Raw genomic sequence first — 15,500 nt, 5'->3', positions numbered from 1 at the left:
GGAGTGACAAACCTTGATACCGGAACTCCGCTTCTCACTCTCTGATCAACACACCCTTGACCGGCCTCTCCCACGCCTAACTGAACGGCGTTGGGGCTAGTCCCCGGCGGCCATCTCCAGCATGGAGGTGGGCACCGGGACCTCCTCGAAGCGGAGCACGCCCTCCGGCACCATCCAGCTCATCACCCGGGCGACCAGCTGCCCGGAGCTCACCGCGGGGTCGTTGGCGTACAGCTCGCGAGCCATCTGCGGGTCCACCGAGAGCACGGCGAAGCCGCGCACGGTCGGGTCGTCGCCGCCGAGGAGCGGGCCGGCCGCCAGGACGGCTCCCTGTTCCACCAGCCCGGCCTGGTGGGCCAGGTGCGCGTCCCGCAACCGGTCGGCCGCGTCCCGGGGCAGCTCGGGCGGGTCGTCCGGACGCACCAGGAGGACCACGGTGTGCTGGTCGAATCGCATGCTGCCAGCGTAGGGCGCGAACCGGGTGGAACCGGGCTACTCGGCGGTCCGGGCCCGTAGCGCGCGGATCGACCAGTCGAGCACCGGGGCCAGGCTTTCGCCCCTCGACCAGCCGTTGACCACGGAGAGCAGGTGCAGGTACCGCTCCCGGCGCGGGTCGTTCGCGGATTCGAGCCGGGTCAGCAGCCGCCGCCGCAGGTCGGCATCGTCGGGGCGGCCGCAGAGCCGAGCGTACCGGGCGGTGACCGTGGCGACGGCCGGGTCGGCGGCGGGGGAGAGCGGGTCCACACCGGCGGCCAGGGCCGGTTCGACCTGGTCCCGGGCGATCGCGACCGCGTCGGGGTGGACGCGCGTGTGGCCGGCCCGGTCCGCCGCGTGCTGCTCCGCCATCCGCCGCAGGCCGGCGCGGAACTCCGGGTCCCGGGACAACTCGGCCAGCTCCACCCACGCTTCGACCTGCTGGACCTCGGCGTTCTCGGGCAGTTCGGGGGTCAGCGACCGCCGGATCCCGACGAACCCGGCGTCGGCGTCCAGGCCGGTGAAGGCGGCGTCGAGGAACTCGTCGATCATCCGCCGACGCTCGTCGTCGGAGAGCCGGGCCAGTCTGTGCATGAGCTCCATCTCCTCGGGGGTGGACCCGCGCCGGGCAACGGCGGTCAGCACGGCGCGGCGCAGCCGCAGCACCCGGATCTGCGTCGCCAGTGCCTCGGCGTGCGCTGCCGCGACCTCGGCGAGCGGGACCTCCCGGTCCACCACCCGGCGGATCGTGGCCAGGTCCAGGCCCAGGTCGCGGAGGGTGCGGACCAGGTCCAGGCGGGCGACGGCCTCGACTCCGTAGCGGCGCCGGCCGGTCGGACCGCGATCGGTCGGCGGCACGAGGCCGCGGTCGGACCAGAACCGGATGGTCTTGACCGTCAGCCCGGTCCGCCGGGCCAGGTCGCCGATCGAGTAGCGGGGCTCGCCGTTCATGCCCTCACCCTCGCTCCTCCACCAGGGGGAGGTGCAAGTCGCCGGCGCGCCGAAAGATCGACGAGCCCGAGTTAGGTATGCCTAACCTGCTCCGCTAAGGTAAGGCGAACCTAAACAAAGGGACGGGAGACCCGTTGACCACCGTCGCCGTCCGGCCCGAGCGGGCCGGCACGCCGAGCCGCCGAGCCGCCGGCCGCCGCCTCGCGGTCGTCCTGGCGGCGGCGCTGCTGCTCGTCGCCGTCCTGCTGGCCAGCCTGGCGCTCGGCAGCCGTCCGTTCGCCCTCGGGGAGGTGTGGGGGGCGCTCACCGCCCCGGACGGCGGCCAGGCCAGCACGGTGGTCCGGGAGCTGCGGCTGCCGCGTACCGCGCTGGGGCTGGTCGTCGGGCTCGCCCTCGCCCTCGCCGGGGTGCTCTTCCAGGCCGTCACCCGCAACCCCCTCGCCGAGCCACGCATTCTCGGCGTCAGTGCCGGCGCGTCGTGCGGAGTGGTGCTGGCCATCGCCGTCTTCGGCGTCGGCACCCTCACCGGATACGTCTGGTTCGGTGTCGCCGGCGCGCTGCTCGCCGGCCTGCTGGTCTTCGCCGTGGCCAACCGCACCCGCGAGGGCGCCAGCCCGGTCACCCTCGCGTTGGTCGGCGCGGCCCTCGACGCCAGTCTCGGCGCCATCGTGTACGCGCTGCTCAGCATCGACGCCCGCACCTTCGAGGAGTACCGCTTCTGGGTGGTCGGCGGGCTCACCGGCCGGGACGTCGGCGTCGCCGGGCAGGTGCTCCCGTTCGTCCTCGCCGGCACCGTGCTGGCCGTGCTGGTCGCCCGAGGCCTCGACGCGCTCGCCCTCGGCGACGACGTCGCCACCGGCCTGGGCCACCGCACCGCGCTGGTCCGCCTCGGCGCGGGTGTCGCCGCCGTGCTGCTCACCGGCGCCGCCGTCGCCGCCGCCGGGCCGATCGCCTTCGTCGGGCTGGCCGTGCCGCACCTGGCCCGGGCCCTGGTCGGCGCCGACCACCGGTGGACCCTGCTGGTCGCCGGGCTGCTCGGGCCGGCGCTGCTGCTCTCCGCCGACATCGTCGGCCGGCTCGTCGCGCCACCCGGGGAGGTCCCCGCCGGCATCATCACCGCGCTGATCGGCGCCCCGCTGCTCGCCTTCCTGGTCCGCCGCGCCCGGGTGGTGACCGCATGACTGCGCCGACCGTCACCCTGCCCGGGGGGTCGCTGCTGCGGCTCGGGCCGGTCACCGTCCGGGTCCGCCGCCGGCCGGTGCTGGTCGCCGCCGTCCTGCTCGTGCTCCTCGCCGCCGCCGTCGTGCTCAGCCTCTCCCTCGGCACCCCGTACGTCGCCCCGGCCGACGTGGTGCGCGCGCTCTCCGGTGCCGGCACCCCGTACGACCTGGTGGTGCGGCACCTGCGACTGCCCCGCGCGGTGCTCGCGGCGCTGGCCGGCGCGGCGTTCGGCGTGGCCGGCACCCTGATCCAGAGCGTGGCGCGCAACCCGCTGGCCAGCCCCGACGTCATCGGCGTCACCCAGGGCGCCGGACTGGCCGCCACGGTGGCGCTCACCGGCGGCGCGGCGGCGTTCCTGGTCGCCCCGGCCGCCCTGCTCGGCGGGCTGCTCGCCGCCGTGCTGGTGTTCGCCCTCGGGGCCCGGCACGGCCTGGCCGCGCAACGCTTCGTACTGGCCGGCGTGGCGGTGGCCTTCGCGTTCCGGGCGCTCACCGAGGTCGCCATGCTCGCCGCCGACCCGATCGACGGGCTGCGCGCCCAGGTCTGGCTGATCGGCACCCTGGCGGGCAAGGGCTGGACCGAGGCGGCCTGGATCGCCGCCACCCTCGCCGTCCTGCTGCCGGTGCTGCTCTGGGCCGGCTGGGCGCTGCACAGCGCCGCCCTCGACGACGACACCGCCCGGGGCATCGGACTGCGCCCGGTGGCTCGGCGGATCGGCCTGGCCGGCGCCGGTGTGCTCGTCGCCGCCACGGTCACCGCCCAGGTGGGTGCGGTGGACTTCGTCGCCCTGGTCGCGCCGCAGGTGGCCCGCCGACTGGTCCGCGCCGAACGGCCCCCGCTGCTCTGCGCGGCCCTGCTCGGGGCGCTGCTGCTGGTGCTGGCCGACCTCGCCGGCCGGCGCCTGCTCGCCCCCACCCAGCTGCCGGCCGGCGTACTCACCGCCGCCATCGGCGGCCCGTACCTGATGTTCCTGCTGCTGCGGACCCGAGGGAGGCGGTCGTGACCGCGTTGCTGTCCACCCGCGACCTGGTCGTCGGCTACGAGGGCCGGACCGTCCTGGACGGGCTCGACCTCGACCTGCCCGCCGACGCGTTCACCGTCATCGTCGGGCCGAACGCCTGCGGCAAGTCCACCCTGCTGCGGACCATGGCCCGGCTGCTCACGCCCCGCCACGGCGCCGTGCTGCTCGACGGTACGGCGATCCGCGACCTGCCCACCCGCGAGGTGGCCCAGCGCCTCGGCGTGCTGCCGCAGAGCCCGCTGGTGCCCGAGGGGATCACCGTGGCGGACCTGGTCGGCCGGGGCCGGCAGCCGTACCAGCGCTGGTGGCGGCAGTGGTCCGCAGCGGACGGCCGGGCCGTCGAGGAGGCCATGACCCTGGCCGACGTCGCCGGGCTCGCCGACCGGTCGGTGGACACCCTCTCCGGCGGCCAGCGCCAGCGGGTCTGGATCGCGATGACCCTCGCCCAGGACACCGAGGCGCTGCTGCTGGACGAGCCCACCACCTTCCTCGACCTGGCCCACCAGGTCGAGGTCCTCGATCTGCTGCACCGGCTGCGCACCGAGCGCGGCCGGACCGTGGTCGCCGTGCTGCACGACCTCAACCAGGCCGCCCGGTACGCCGACCACCTGGTCGCCATGCGCGACGGCGCGGTGGTCGCCGCCGGCCCGCCCCGCGAGATCCTCACCGCCGACCTGGTACGGGACGTCTTCGGGCTCGATTGCGTGGTCGTGCCCTGCCCGGTCACCGGCGCCCCGCTGGTGGTCCCCGCACTCACCCAGACCGCGGCCGCACCGGCCGCCGTGCCGGCCCCGGCCGGCTCCTCCGTCGGCGACGCCTGAGCGGGCGCCGACTTCGTACCTGAACGAAAGGAACCTGATGCGTCGACTCGCCGCCGCTCTCACCGCGGCCCTCGCCCTCGGCGTCGGCCTCACCGCCTGCGGGGAGAGCGATCCCGTTGCCGGTACGGCCACCGGCCAGACCCGGGAGATCACCCACGCCATGGGCACCACCAAGGTGCCCGCCGAGCCGAAGCGCGTGGTGGTGCTCGACACCGACAAGATCGACACCGCGCTGTCGCTGGGCGTCACGCCGGTCGGCGCGGCGACCGCCGGCGAGGCGAAGAGCTGGCCGACCTACTTCGGCGCGGAGAAGCTCACCGGCATCAAGGAGGTCGGCGTGCTCACCGAGCCCGACCTGGAGGCGATCACCGCGCTCAAGCCGGACCTCATCCTGGGCAGCAAGTTCCGCCAGGAGAAGTTCTACGACGAGCTGTCCGCCATCGCGCCGACCGTGTTCACCGAGAAGGTGGGCGTCACCTGGAAGGAGAACTTCCTCCTCGACGGCAAGGCCCTGGGTCGCGAGCAGCAGGCCCATGACCTGCTCGCCGCGTACGAGAAGCGGGCCAAGGAGTTCGGCGCTTCGCTGGGCGACGCCGCATCGCGGAAGATCTCCATCGTGCGCTTCATCCCTGGCAACATCCGGGTGTACGGCCCCGAGTCGTTCTCCGGCATCGTGGTCGGGGACACCGGGCTGGGTCGCCCCGAGCGGCAGCGCCTCGACGGCAAGGAGGACAAGCGGTTCGACCTGGTCAGCCCCGAGCGGGTCGACGAGGTCGACGGGGACGTCATCTTCGTGACCGCGTACGGCGAGAAGGCCGCCACCGAGCAGGCCAAGGTGACCGGGGGCACCCTCTGGCAGGGCCTGTCCGCGGTCAAGGCCGGCAAGGCGCACGTGGTCTCCGACGAGACCTGGATGACCGGCATCGGCGTCACCGCCGCCAACAAGATCCTCGACGACCTCGAAAAGTACCTCTCCGCCTGACGCAAGCCGCCCCCACCCACCCACCCGGAACCGCGCAACTTCGGTGAAAATGCTGCCTCGCGTCGTCGGGAGGCAGCATTTTCCGTGAAGATGCGTGGGTCTGGGGCCGGTTCAGCGGGCGCGGGTGCGGATGGCACGGCGGACCTCGGCGAGGAAAACGGGGAAGTCGTCCTTGAAGCTTTTCGCGGTCAGGTGAAGGACCAGCCAGTCCTCGCCCAGCAGGCGGTTGAGGCGTTGCCGGTCGCGATGGAACTGCTCGTCGTCGTGATGCCAGAGGCCGTCGTATTCGATTGCGATCTTCCACTGCGGCCAGGCGATGTCGACCCGGGCGACGAACCGGCCGTCCCGTTCGATCACGAACTGGGTGACGGGCCTGGGTAGACCGGCCAGCACCAGTCGTACCCGCAGCCGGGACTCCTGCGGTGACTCCGCCCCGCCGTCGGCGAGGTCCGCGACGCGTCGCATCCGCTTCCATCCCTTTGTTCCCGACCGCGCCCGGGCGAGTTCTCGCAACTCGTCGGTGGTGACCAGTCGTCGTCGTAGGAGGCCGTCGACAACCGGCACCGATTCCTCGACGGGGAGCCACTGGGCCAGATCCCAACTGGTTCGGCAAGGGGTGGTGATCAGCTGGCCGGCTCGCCTGAGCAGGTCCTGCTCCGCAAGGTTTGCGCTGTGCGCCACAAAGCCGCGGACGGGTCCGAAGCGCTGGCCGGCCGGCACCAGCACGTCGATCGGCTCGTCGAGGCGGACGGCTCCGGCCCCGAAGAGAGCGGCCGCGCTCCGCCCCGCGATCGCCGCGCCGGCCGGCAGGATCCACCGGCTCGCCGCGGCGCAGCGCACGGGGTGCGAAATGGTCAGTTGCGCATCCGCGTAGACGTCCTTGAACAGCGGTCGCCATGCACGACTGCGCAGCTCGGTCCGGCTCAGCACTCCGCTCGCCACCGCTTCCGAGCCACGGAAAACGCGCCCGCGCAACGCCGACAGCCGCCGAGGAACAACACCCACCCCTTCACCCTCGCCATCCGTGGCCCCTCCCACCACCCCCTGTGGATAACCCTCGAGACGACAAGATCCGCGCAACTTCAGGGAAAGTGGCGCCTCCAGGAGATGGGAGGCGGCAACTTCCCCGAAGTTGCGCGGACCTTGAGGGTGGGGGTGGGGGGTTAGGCGGCGGTGGACCAGATGGCGCGGAAGGCGGCGGCTTCGCCGGCCAGCCACTGCTCGACCCGGTCGGGCTTGGTGTCCGTCGGCATGCGGTGGGACTCGCCGCGGCGGACGTCGACCAGGACCGGCTCGGCGTGTGGAAGGACGGCGTCCATGTGCCGGGCCATCAGGTGCAGCGTCGCCAGGGTGGCCTCCTCGCTCGGCGGCGCCTCGTCGAAGTGCAGCCGGACGGCCTCGGCGTGGCCGTCGGCGTACCGGACGCCGAAGTGCGGATTGATCTTGACGGGGAGGTCGCCCAGCATGGCGAGGGCGTCGCGGGTCTGGGCCAGGTCGACGCCCATCGGCTCGCCGAGTGAGTGCAGCCAGGTCGTCGCGCCCGGGACGAGTGCCTCGTAGAGCGGGCGCCAGCGCGGCTTGACCAGGTCGGCGACCTGGGCCAGGTGGGTGCCACCGGTGTGGAAGGCGATGTCGGCCTTGAGCGCCTTGACGAACTGGCCGTGCGGGTTGAACCCGTGCCGGCTCGCCCGCTGCTTGCGCAGGCCCCCGACGAAGGTGGCCTTCGTCGGCCCGGTGCGGTCGACGTACCTGGTGAACCCGAGGAGCGTGGCGTAGGGGGTGAGCGGGGTGGTGGAGGTGGGCGCGTTCACGAGCATCCTCCCAGGTCAACAGCTCGATTAGTACATACATTCTAATCGACAGGTCTGACATCGCCCAGGGGTCGGGAGGGATTGCCGAGGGTGGTCGCCGCCAGGTGCCGGGTCAGCGCCACACCGGCGAGCGACGCGAGGAGGCCGCACACCCCCGGCCAGCCGAAGTGGGCGTATGCCCGGACCCCGAGCCAGGAGCCCGCGCTGCCGCCGCGTCCGCCGGCTCCGCGACGCCATCTGCGGAGATCGCCCGCCGGCTGGCGGTGACGCCCAGCGCCGTGTCCCAACACCTGAAGGTGCTGCACGCGACGGGACTGATCACCCGCACCCGGGACGGACGGCACGTGCTCTACCGCCGCAGCCCCTTGGGCGATCAGTTGGCCGGCCAGTGACCGAACGCCCCTACAGCTGTCCGACGTCGATGATCCGAACGACCGCGGCCCCCGTCTCGTCAGAGGCGGCGAGGTCGACCTCGGCGCTGATGCCCCAGTCGTGGTCGCCCTCCGGGTCGTCCAGGATCTGGCGTACGGTCCACCGCTCCCGGCCCTGCTCGATCATGAGCAGCGCCGGCCCGCGCGCGTCCGGACCCACCCCGATCTCGGGGTACGCCTCGAAGTACGGCTCCAGCGCGTCCGCCCACGCGTCGGCGTCCCAGCCGTCCCCGGCGTCCAGCTCCCCGAGGAGGTCCCAGCGGCGCAGGGCAGCCAGTTCGACCCGGCGGAAGAGGGCGTTGCGGACCAGCACCCGGAACGCCCGGGCGTTGCGGGTGACCGCCGGCGGCCGGTCGTCCAGGGAAGCGGCGACCGCCTCGACGTCGGAGGGATTGCGCAGCCGCTCCCACTCGTCGATGAGGCTGGAGTCGACCTGGCGGACCAGTTCGCCCAGCCACTCGATGAGGTCGACCAGTTCCTCGGTCTTGGCGTCCTCGGGGACGGTCTGCCGCAGCGTCTTGTACGCGTCCGCGAGGTAGCGCAGCACCAGGCCCTCGGATCGGGACAGGCCGTAGAACTGCACGTACTCGGGGAAGGTCATGGCCCGCTCGTACATGTCCCGGACCACGGACTTGGGGGAGAGCTGGTGGTCGGCGACCCAGGGGTGGCCCTGCCGGTACATCTCGTACGCGGACTCCAGCAGCTCCGCGAGGGGCTTGGGCCAGGTCACCTCGTCGAGCAGTTCGAGGCGGGCCTCGTACTCGATGCCCTCGGCCTTCATCGCGGCGACCGCCTCGCCGCGGGCCTTGAACTGCTGCGCGGAGAGCACCTGGCGCGGGTCGTCCAGGATCGACTCGATCACCGAGAGCACGTCCAGCGCGTAGGCCGGGGACTCCCGGTCGAGCAGCTCGATGGTGGCCAGGGCGAGCGGCGACAGTGGCTGGTTGAGCGCGAAGTCGAGCTGGAGGTCGACGGTGAGCCGGACCCGCCGGCCCTGCTCGTCCGGCTCGGGCAGCTCCTCGACCACGCCGCCGGCCCGCAGCGCCCGATAGATGGCGATGGCCCGCCGGATGTGCCGGCGTTGGGCGGCCCGGTCCTCGTGATTGTCGGTGAGCAGGTGCCGCATCGAGGCGAACGCGTCGCCGGGGCGGCCGATCACGTTGAGCAGCATCGAGTGGCTGACCTGGAAGCTGGAGGTCAGCGGTTCCGGCTCGGCCTCGACGAGGCGCTGGAACGTCGGTTCGCCCCAGCCGATCGAGCCCTCCGGCGGCTTCTTCTTCACCACCTTGCGGCGCTTCTTCGGGTCGTCGCCCGCCTTGGCGAGGGCCTTCTCGTTCTCGATGACGTGCTCGGGGGCCTGCACCACGACCCGGCCGAGGGTGTCGAAGCCGGCCCGCCCGGCCCGGCCGGCGATCTGGTGGAACTCGCGGGCCTTGAGCTGCCGGGTACGCGTGCCGTCGAACTTCGACAGGCCGGTGAAGAGCACGGTGCGGATCGGCACGTTGATGCCGACGCCGAGGGTGTCGGTGCCGCAGATGACCTTGAGCAGGCCGGCCTGGGCCAGGGTCTCGACGAGGCGGCGGTACTTGGGCAGCATGCCGGCGTGGTGCACGCCGATGCCGTGCCGGACCAGCCGGGACAGCGTCTTGCCGAAGCCGGAGGTGAACCGGAAGTTGCCGATCGCCTGGGCGATCATGTCCTTCTCGGCCCGGGTGCAGACGTTCACGCTCATCAGCGCCTGGGCCCGTTCCAGCGCGGCGGCCTGGGTGAAGTGCACGACGTACACCGGGGCCTGCTTGGTCTCCAGCAGCTCCTCGAGGGTCTCGTGCAGCGGGGTCATCGCGTACGAGAAGAGGAGCGGGACCGGCCGCTCGGCCGAGCGGACGACGGCGGTCGGCCGCCCGGTGCGCCGGGTCAGGTCGTCCACGAACCGGGTGGTGTCGCCGAGCGTGGCGGACATCAGGACGAACTGCGCCTGCGGCAGCTCGATCAGCGGCACCTGCCAGGCCCAGCCCCGGTCCGGCTCGGCGTAGAAGTGGAACTCGTCCATGATCACCTGACCGACGTCGGCCCGGGTGCCCTCGCGCAGCGCCAGGTTGGCCAGGATCTCCGCGGTGCAGCAGATGATCGGGGCGTCCGTGTTGACGCTGGCATCCCCGGTCAGCATGCCGACGTTCTCCGCGCCGAAGACCTCGCAGAGCGCGAAGAACTTCTCCGAGACCAGCGCCTTGATCGGCGCGGTGTAGAACGTCGTCCGGTCGTCGGCCAGGGCCGCGAAGTGCGCCGCGATCGCCACCAGGCTCTTGCCGGAGCCGGTCGGCGTATTCATGATCACGTTCGCGCCGGAGACGATCTCGATGACCGCCTCCTCCTGGTGGGGGTAGAGGTCGAGACCGCGCTCGGACGCCCAGCCGGCGAACGCGTCGTAGAGGGTGTCGGGGTCGGCGCTCTTCGGCAGCGCGGCGGTGAGAGTCATGGCGGCTCCCATCGTGCCTGGATCATGGGCCCCCGCGCCAACCGGGTTCAGCGCCGCCGGTGGATCAGGTCGAAGATCTCCCGCCCGGCGGTCAGCGCGCGCCGCTCGAACTTGGTCACCGGCCGGTGCGCCGGCCGGGGCGCGAAGGCCCCGTGCACGTCCACCAGCTCCGGGTCGGCGGTCAGCGTCTCCCGCATCGACTCGGCGTACTCGGCCCAGTCGGTGGCGCAGTGCAGCGTCCCGCCGGGCGCCAGCCGGGAGCGCAGCAGCGCCACGTGCGCCGGCTGGATGATCCGCCGCTTGTGGTGGCGGGCCTTCGGCCACGGGTCGGGAAAGAAGACGTGCACCGCGTCCAGGCAGCCGGCCGGCATCGCCCGGACCAGGTCCAGCGCGTCGCCCTGGGCCACCCGGACGTTGCCCAGCCCGTGCCGTTCGACCAGCTCCAGCAGGTTGGCGATTCCGGGCGTGTGCACCTCGACCGCCAGATAATGTCGGTCCGGGTCGGCCGCCGCCATCGCGGCGGTGGCGTCGCCCATGCCGGAGCCGATCTCCAACACCAGCGGGGCCCGCCGGTCGAACAGCGCCGCCGGATCGAACGGCCCGTCGAGGTCGGCGATCTCCAGCCCGTACGCGGGCCAGAGCCGGGCCAGCGCGTCGCGCTGCCGGTCGCTCATCCGGCCGCGACGCGGATGGAAGGTGCGGATGCGGGCGGCGTGGGCCGACGGGGCGGCGCTCAGGTCGGTGGAGGTCACAGCGGTCCGAGCGTACGCGACCGGCGGTGCGGATCGGATGTGATGTGCGGCCCGGGGTGAGAGGATTCATCCCGTAACGGCAGGACGGGTGGCCCGCCGCCCGACCGGCGGCTCCAGGTCGACGCGCGGTGTCAGACGCGCCGAGCTGGAGTTGTCGGAGACCGACAGGCGCCGGGAGGGGGCATGGTGTCAGTCACGCGACGCGCGGCGCTGCTGATCGCGGCCGCCGCCTGCGCCCCGCTGGTCGGGGCGGTCCCCGCGTCGGCCGGCCCGCGTCCCGTCGCGCTGCCCGCCGCCGAGCCCGCGCCCGGGGATAGCCAGCCGCCGCCGCCCGAGGACGTGATCTTCGCCGAGGTCACCCCGAGCACCGTGGAGCCCGGCTTCCTGGTCGGCATCCGCGCCAGCTGCCGGGACAACTCGATCCCGGCGACCATGGTCTCCGACGCGTTCGGCCGGGTGCAGGTGCAGCCGCAGCGCGGGCTGCTCACCGCCTCGCCGATGGTCAAGGAGCGCACCCGCCCCGGCAACTACCGGGTCAAGTTGGAGTGCCCCAGCGGGCAGACCGCGTCGACCATGCTCCAGGTGGTCAGGCAGATGCAGCCGACCGGCAGCCCGCGGCCGAGCCGCGGGCCGGCGACCGGATTCGGCGGCACCGCCGGCGGGATCGGGCTGGGCGGGCTGCTGGTGCCGGTCGGCCTGGCGCTCACCCTGGCCGGGGCGGTCGTGGGGGTGGCCGCCTCCCGCCGACCGCGTACCCTCCGTGGCGCCGCCCGCCGCTGAGCCCCGCCATGGCCGCGCACCCCGCCTCCCCGCCGCCCACCCGGGCAGCCCGTGGCCGCAGCCCGTGGTCGGCGCCGCTCGCCGTGCTGCTGGTGCTGGTCGGCGTCTTCGCCACCGGGGCCGGGCTGGGCCGGACCGTCGGCCCGTTCGACTGGACCGACGCGTCGACCGGCGCGACGCCGCGCGCCGCCGCGCCCGCGCCGGTCCGGACGCCGGCCAGCCGGCCGGTGCGCCTCTCCGTGCCGGCGATCAAGGTGACCGCCCCGATCACCCCGGTCGGCCAGGCCCGGGACGGCTCGGTGGACGTCCCCCCGTTGACCGAGCACAACCAGACCGGCTGGTACGACCGCGGCGCAGTCCCGGGCGAGCCCGGCCGGGCGATCATCGTCGGGCACGTGGACACCAAGAGCGGGCCGGCGGTCTTCTACCAGCTGCGCGAGCTCAAGCCAGGGAACCGGATCGAGGTGACCCGGTCGGACCGGAGCGTGGTGACCTTCAAGGTCGACACCGTGGAGTACTTCGACAAGGCCAACCTCCCCGCCGACCGGGTCTACGGCGATTCCGGCCCTCCGGAGCTGCGCCTGATCACCTGCGGCGGCGAGTGGCTCGGCGGGCGGACCGGCTACCAGGACAACGTGATCACGTTCGCCTCCCTGGTCGGCACCCGGACCCCGTGACGCAAACCGTGAACATCTCGGCCCGGTTGGCGCAGTTTGTCGGTAAGGTCCGAGGAGTGGGTGGCGACGCGAACACGCGACTTGAGCGCATCCTCGGGGTATCGCTCGCCGAGGATGCGGTGCGGCAGTGGCCCCAGTCCGGTGAGCTGATCCGGGGTAGAGCCCGGATAGCGGAGGTCGAGTCGCACTTCGTCGGGCTGCGGCTCGCTGTCGGGCGGCGGCACAGCTGCGGCGACACCCTGGTCGTCGAGTGGAGCAACGACTACGGCGACGGCCGGATCTACCGCAACGTCTCGATCGCCGAGCTGCGCCACGGCGAGGCGGTTCGGGTGACCGACTACTGGGGCGAGCCCTTCACCGCCCCCGAGTGGCGGCGCGAGCTCGGAGAGCGGTTGGACATGCCGCCGGCCGGCGTGTGGCCGGCATCCGACGCCCTGACCGTCAGCTGACGGTTCACCCCTTGCCGGGGACCTGCTGGACCACCTCGAACTCCAGCAGCGTGGCCCCGGTGGCGACCGGCTTGCGCGGCTCGCCACCCTCGCCGCCGGCGTGCGCGGCCCGGGACGGGCCCTGCGCCCACGCCTGGTACGCCTCCTCGGACTCCCAGCGCGTGTAGACGAAGTATCGGCTCTCCCCGGCGACCGGGCGGAGCAGCTCGAAGCCGAGGAAGCCGGGGGAGTTCTCCACCGCGCCGGCCCGGGCCGCGAACCGCTTCTCCAGCTCCTCGCCGGCGCCGGGCGGGACGTCGATCGCGTTGATCTTCACGACTGCCATGCGACCCACCCTAACCAGGCGGCGGCCCGCTCGGGCTGTTCCGCCGCCGCCCCGGCGAGGTTGCGGCATCCCGGGCCGCCGGTCGCCGCGACCTCGCCGAGCCTGCGAAAGCGCGCCGATCAGAAGCCCTCGACGGCCGGCACCAGGTCGGCGTCGACCACGATCGGGGCGTGGTCCGACGGGCCCTTGCCCTTGCGCGCCTCCCGGTCCACGTACGCGGAGCGGACCCCGCGGGCGAACGGCGCGGAGGCGTACACCAGGTCGATCCGCATGCCCTTGTTCTGGTGGAACATGCCGGCCCGGTAGTCCCAGTAGGTGAACGGGTGCGGCCCCTTCATCGGGGTGGGCACCACGTCGCTGAGCCCCAGGTCGCGCAGCGCGGCCAGCGCCGCCCGCTCGGCCGGGGTGACGTGGGTGGAGGCGACGAAGAGCGCCGGGTCCCAGACGTCGGCGTCGGTCGGGGCGACGTTGAAGTCCCCGCAGACCGCCAGGGGCAGCCCGGTGGCCAGTTCCGGCTCCAGCGCGTCGCGCAGCGCCGCGAACCAGGCCAGCTTGTACGCGTAGTGCGGGTCGTCGGGGGCCCGGCCGTTCGGCACGTACACCGACCAGACCCGGACCCCGTCGCAGGTGGCGGAGATCGCCCGCGCCTCCGGCTCGGGGAAGCCCGGCTCGCCGGGGAAACCGACCGCCACGTCGGCCAGCCCGACCCGGGACAGGATGGCGATCCCGTTCCACCGACCGTCGCTGTGGCTGGCCGCCTCGTAGCCGAGCTCGCCCACCTCGGCGACCGGGAACGCCCCATCGGGGCACTTGGTCTCCTGCAGGCAGACGACATCGGGCTTCGTACCGGCCAGCCAGTCGAGCAGCCGGGGCAGGCGGGCCTTCACCGAGTTGACGTTCCAGGTCGCCAGGCGCATGACTCCAGCCTGCCGCATCCCGCCCCCGCCCGCCGAGTCAGCCGCGCCGTCCCCGTCGGCCGGCCGACGCCATGGTCCACTCGGGTTGCGGCATCCCGCAGTGTCGCGGGCGCGGGAAACCGCGGGATGCCGCAACCCGCGACCGCGCCACCCGCCCGGGGCGCGCGGCCGCCCGCGCCGGGCGGCCGTACGGGCGGGGCGGCCGGGTGGGCGGGCCGTGTCAGCGTTCGGGGGTGTCGCCGGGGCGGGTCTGCTCGGCGAGGAAGCGCTCCAGCTCGGCGCCGAGTTCGTCGGCGGTGGGCAGCGGGCCGGTCTCGGCGGCGAGCAGGTTCTTCTGGCCGCGACCGCGGGCGAACGCGTCGTACTGCTCCTCCAGGGCCTGCACCAGGGTGGCGGCTTCCTCGGTCTGGGCGACCTGACGGTCGATCTCCACCCGGACCACCTCGGCGGCGCTGCGCAGACCGTCCCGGGGGAGCAGCAGCCCGGTGCTGCGGGACACCGCGGCGAGCAGTGCCTCGGCGGCGGCCGGGTATTCGGTCTGGGCGACGTAGTGCGGCACGTGCGCGGCGAAGCCGAGGGCGTCGCGGCCCTGCTCACCGAGGCGGTACTCCAGCAGGTGCCCCACGCTGCCCGGCACCTGGACCCGCTGGAGCCAGGGCTCGTAGCCGGCGATCAGCTCGGGCCGGGTGGCGTGCGCGGTGACCCCGCTGGGCCGGGTGTGCGGCACCGCCATCGGGATCGAGTTGAGGCCCACGGTGAGCCGGACGTCCAGCCGCTTGGCCAGCGCGGCGACCGCGGCCACGAAGCGTTCCCACTGCAGGTCCGGTTCGGGGCCGGTGAGCAGCAGGAACGCGGTCTCGTCGTCGTCGCGCAGCAGGTGCAGCTCCAACGCCGGCGCATCGTAGTCGGCCCAGTGATCCTCGACGAAGGTCATCACCGGCCGGCGGGAGCGGTAGTCGAAGAGCTGGTCGACGTCGAACCGGGCGACGGGCCGCGCCTCCAGGGAGGTGAGCAGCTGCTCCCGGGCCAGCCGGGTGGCGCTGCCGGCGTCGACGAAGCCGGTGAGCGCCTGGATCAGCACCGGTTGGCCGAGTTCGGGCAGATCGTCGCTGAGTTCGTAGAGCTCGTGTGGGTCGAGCACCGGTGGAGACCTCCCTGAAAACGCGCGTGCGGCGGGCCGTGCGCGCACGGCTCCTCCGTGGGGCCAACGTACCGGCCATCCTGGTCCATTCCGTTACGGCCCGGTTCAGGGGCCGGCGGATGATCGCGAGCCGGTCGAGGAGGGGTGCAGATCGGGGCGAATACGTTGATCTTGCTCGGGGTTTCGGGCGAAGGGCCCAAGGGTGAATCCACCGAACGGACGAGTTAGTGGACCTTGGGGCATCGCGCCGCACCGTGTCCCGGTTCCTGCC

General features: G+C 73.3%; 17 protein-coding genes. 8 read left to right on the top strand and 9 right to left on the bottom strand.

Features of this window, described 5'->3' with window-relative positions; genetic code table 11:
- Nucleotides 1-96: 96 nt before the first annotated feature.
- Both ACZ6S5_RS20850 and ACZ6S5_RS20845 read right to left on the bottom strand, forming a co-directional pair.
- On the bottom strand, nt 97-456 hold the full coding sequence (locus ACZ6S5_RS20850; RefSeq protein ID WP_466002766.1) for a YciI family protein: 360 nt from the start codon (nt 454-456) through the stop codon (nt 97-99).
- A gap of 36 nt (nt 457-492) precedes the next feature.
- Entirely contained in the window at nt 493-1,425 is a 933-nt protein-coding gene (locus ACZ6S5_RS20845) for a MerR family transcriptional regulator (RefSeq protein ID WP_466002764.1), read from the bottom strand.
- A gap of 134 nt (nt 1,426-1,559) precedes the next feature.
- On the opposite strand from ACZ6S5_RS20845, the gene ACZ6S5_RS20840 reads away from it, so the two are divergent.
- Genes ACZ6S5_RS20840 through ACZ6S5_RS20825 form a run of 4 tightly spaced genes read left to right on the top strand, consistent with a single transcriptional unit; the run spans nt 1,560 to nt 5,470 of the window.
- Nucleotides 1,560-2,606 carry a FecCD family ABC transporter permease gene (locus ACZ6S5_RS20840; RefSeq protein ID WP_466002762.1) on the top strand — a complete coding sequence of 349 codons (1,047 nt, stop codon included), beginning with the start codon at nt 1,560-1,562 and terminating at the stop codon, nt 2,604-2,606.
- Entirely contained in the window at nt 2,603-3,649 is a 1,047-nt protein-coding gene (locus ACZ6S5_RS20835) for a FecCD family ABC transporter permease (RefSeq protein ID WP_466002760.1), read from the top strand. The genes ACZ6S5_RS20840 and ACZ6S5_RS20835 overlap by 4 nt, the downstream gene beginning before the upstream one ends.
- Nucleotides 3,646-4,488 (top strand): ABC transporter ATP-binding protein, encoded by an 843-nt coding sequence (locus ACZ6S5_RS20830; RefSeq protein WP_466002758.1) that lies wholly within the window; start codon nt 3,646-3,648, stop codon nt 4,486-4,488. Before ACZ6S5_RS20835 ends, ACZ6S5_RS20830 begins: the two co-directional genes overlap by 4 nt.
- Before the next feature lie 37 nt (nt 4,489-4,525).
- Nucleotides 4,526-5,470, top strand: coding sequence for an ABC transporter substrate-binding protein (locus tag ACZ6S5_RS20825; RefSeq protein WP_466002756.1), 945 nt, complete (start codon nt 4,526-4,528; stop codon nt 5,468-5,470).
- A 111-nt stretch (nt 5,471-5,581) separates the two neighbouring features.
- On the opposite strand, the gene ACZ6S5_RS20820 is transcribed toward ACZ6S5_RS20825, so the two are convergent.
- Together ACZ6S5_RS20820 and ACZ6S5_RS20815 are read right to left on the bottom strand one after the other, a co-directional pair.
- Nucleotides 5,582-6,475: an endonuclease domain-containing protein gene (locus ACZ6S5_RS20820; protein WP_466002754.1), complete on the bottom strand. Its 894-nt coding sequence runs from the start codon at nt 6,473-6,475 to the stop codon at nt 5,582-5,584.
- A gap of 158 nt (nt 6,476-6,633) precedes the next feature.
- A complete protein-coding gene (locus ACZ6S5_RS20815) occupies nt 6,634-7,281 on the bottom strand; it encodes a hypothetical protein (RefSeq protein WP_466002752.1) in 648 nt (215 codons plus the stop codon).
- A 104-nt stretch (nt 7,282-7,385) separates the two neighbouring features.
- Here ACZ6S5_RS20815 and ACZ6S5_RS20810 point away from each other — a divergent pair, with 104 nt between their 5' ends.
- Nucleotides 7,386-7,673, top strand: coding sequence for an ArsR/SmtB family transcription factor (locus ACZ6S5_RS20810; protein WP_466002750.1), 288 nt, complete (start codon nt 7,386-7,388; stop codon nt 7,671-7,673).
- Between the two features lie 10 nt (nt 7,674-7,683).
- Here ACZ6S5_RS20810 and ACZ6S5_RS20805 read toward each other — a convergent pair whose 3' ends face one another.
- On the bottom strand, nt 7,684-10,188 hold the full coding sequence (locus ACZ6S5_RS20805; RefSeq protein ID WP_466002748.1) for a DEAD/DEAH box helicase: 2,505 nt from the start codon (nt 10,186-10,188) through the stop codon (nt 7,684-7,686).
- 47 nt (nt 10,189-10,235) lie between these two features.
- Nucleotides 10,236-10,940 (bottom strand): tRNA (guanosine(46)-N7)-methyltransferase TrmB, encoded by a 705-nt coding sequence (trmB, locus tag ACZ6S5_RS20800; protein ID WP_466002746.1) that lies wholly within the window; start codon nt 10,938-10,940, stop codon nt 10,236-10,238.
- Between the two features lie 183 nt (nt 10,941-11,123).
- Here trmB and ACZ6S5_RS20795 point away from each other — a divergent pair, with 183 nt between their 5' ends.
- The 3 genes from ACZ6S5_RS20795 to ACZ6S5_RS20785 are packed head-to-tail and all read left to right on the top strand — an operon-like array spanning nt 11,124 to nt 12,846.
- Nucleotides 11,124-11,720 carry a hypothetical protein gene (locus ACZ6S5_RS20795; protein ID WP_466002744.1) on the top strand — a complete coding sequence of 199 codons (597 nt, stop codon included), beginning with the start codon at nt 11,124-11,126 and terminating at the stop codon, nt 11,718-11,720.
- Between the two features lie 8 nt (nt 11,721-11,728).
- Complete coding sequence (locus tag ACZ6S5_RS20790; protein WP_466002742.1) at nt 11,729-12,397, top strand: class F sortase; 669 nt, start codon at nt 11,729-11,731, stop codon at nt 12,395-12,397.
- Between the two features lie 56 nt (nt 12,398-12,453).
- Nucleotides 12,454-12,846, top strand: a complete 393-nt coding sequence (locus ACZ6S5_RS20785) for a nuclear transport factor 2-like protein (protein ID WP_466002741.1) — start codon at nt 12,454-12,456, stop codon at nt 12,844-12,846.
- A gap of 4 nt (nt 12,847-12,850) precedes the next feature.
- On the opposite strand, the gene ACZ6S5_RS20780 is transcribed toward ACZ6S5_RS20785, so the two are convergent.
- From ACZ6S5_RS20780 to ACZ6S5_RS20770, 3 genes are all read right to left on the bottom strand, one after another.
- Nucleotides 12,851-13,171: an antibiotic biosynthesis monooxygenase family protein gene (locus ACZ6S5_RS20780; protein WP_466002739.1), complete on the bottom strand. Its 321-nt coding sequence runs from the start codon at nt 13,169-13,171 to the stop codon at nt 12,851-12,853.
- A 119-nt stretch (nt 13,172-13,290) separates the two neighbouring features.
- The gene (locus ACZ6S5_RS20775; protein WP_466002738.1) at nt 13,291-14,088 is read right to left on the bottom strand and encodes an exodeoxyribonuclease III; all 798 of its coding nucleotides are present in this window, start codon (nt 14,086-14,088) and stop codon (nt 13,291-13,293) included.
- Between the two features lie 220 nt (nt 14,089-14,308).
- Nucleotides 14,309-15,229: a proteasome assembly chaperone family protein gene (locus tag ACZ6S5_RS20770; protein ID WP_466002736.1), complete on the bottom strand. Its 921-nt coding sequence runs from the start codon at nt 15,227-15,229 to the stop codon at nt 14,309-14,311.
- Nucleotides 15,230-15,500: the final 271 nt, after the last annotated feature.

The sequence above is a fragment of the Micromonospora sp. NPDC051924 genome, from assembly GCF_055586005.1.
This window is presented reverse-complemented; position numbering and strand designations above follow the sequence as displayed.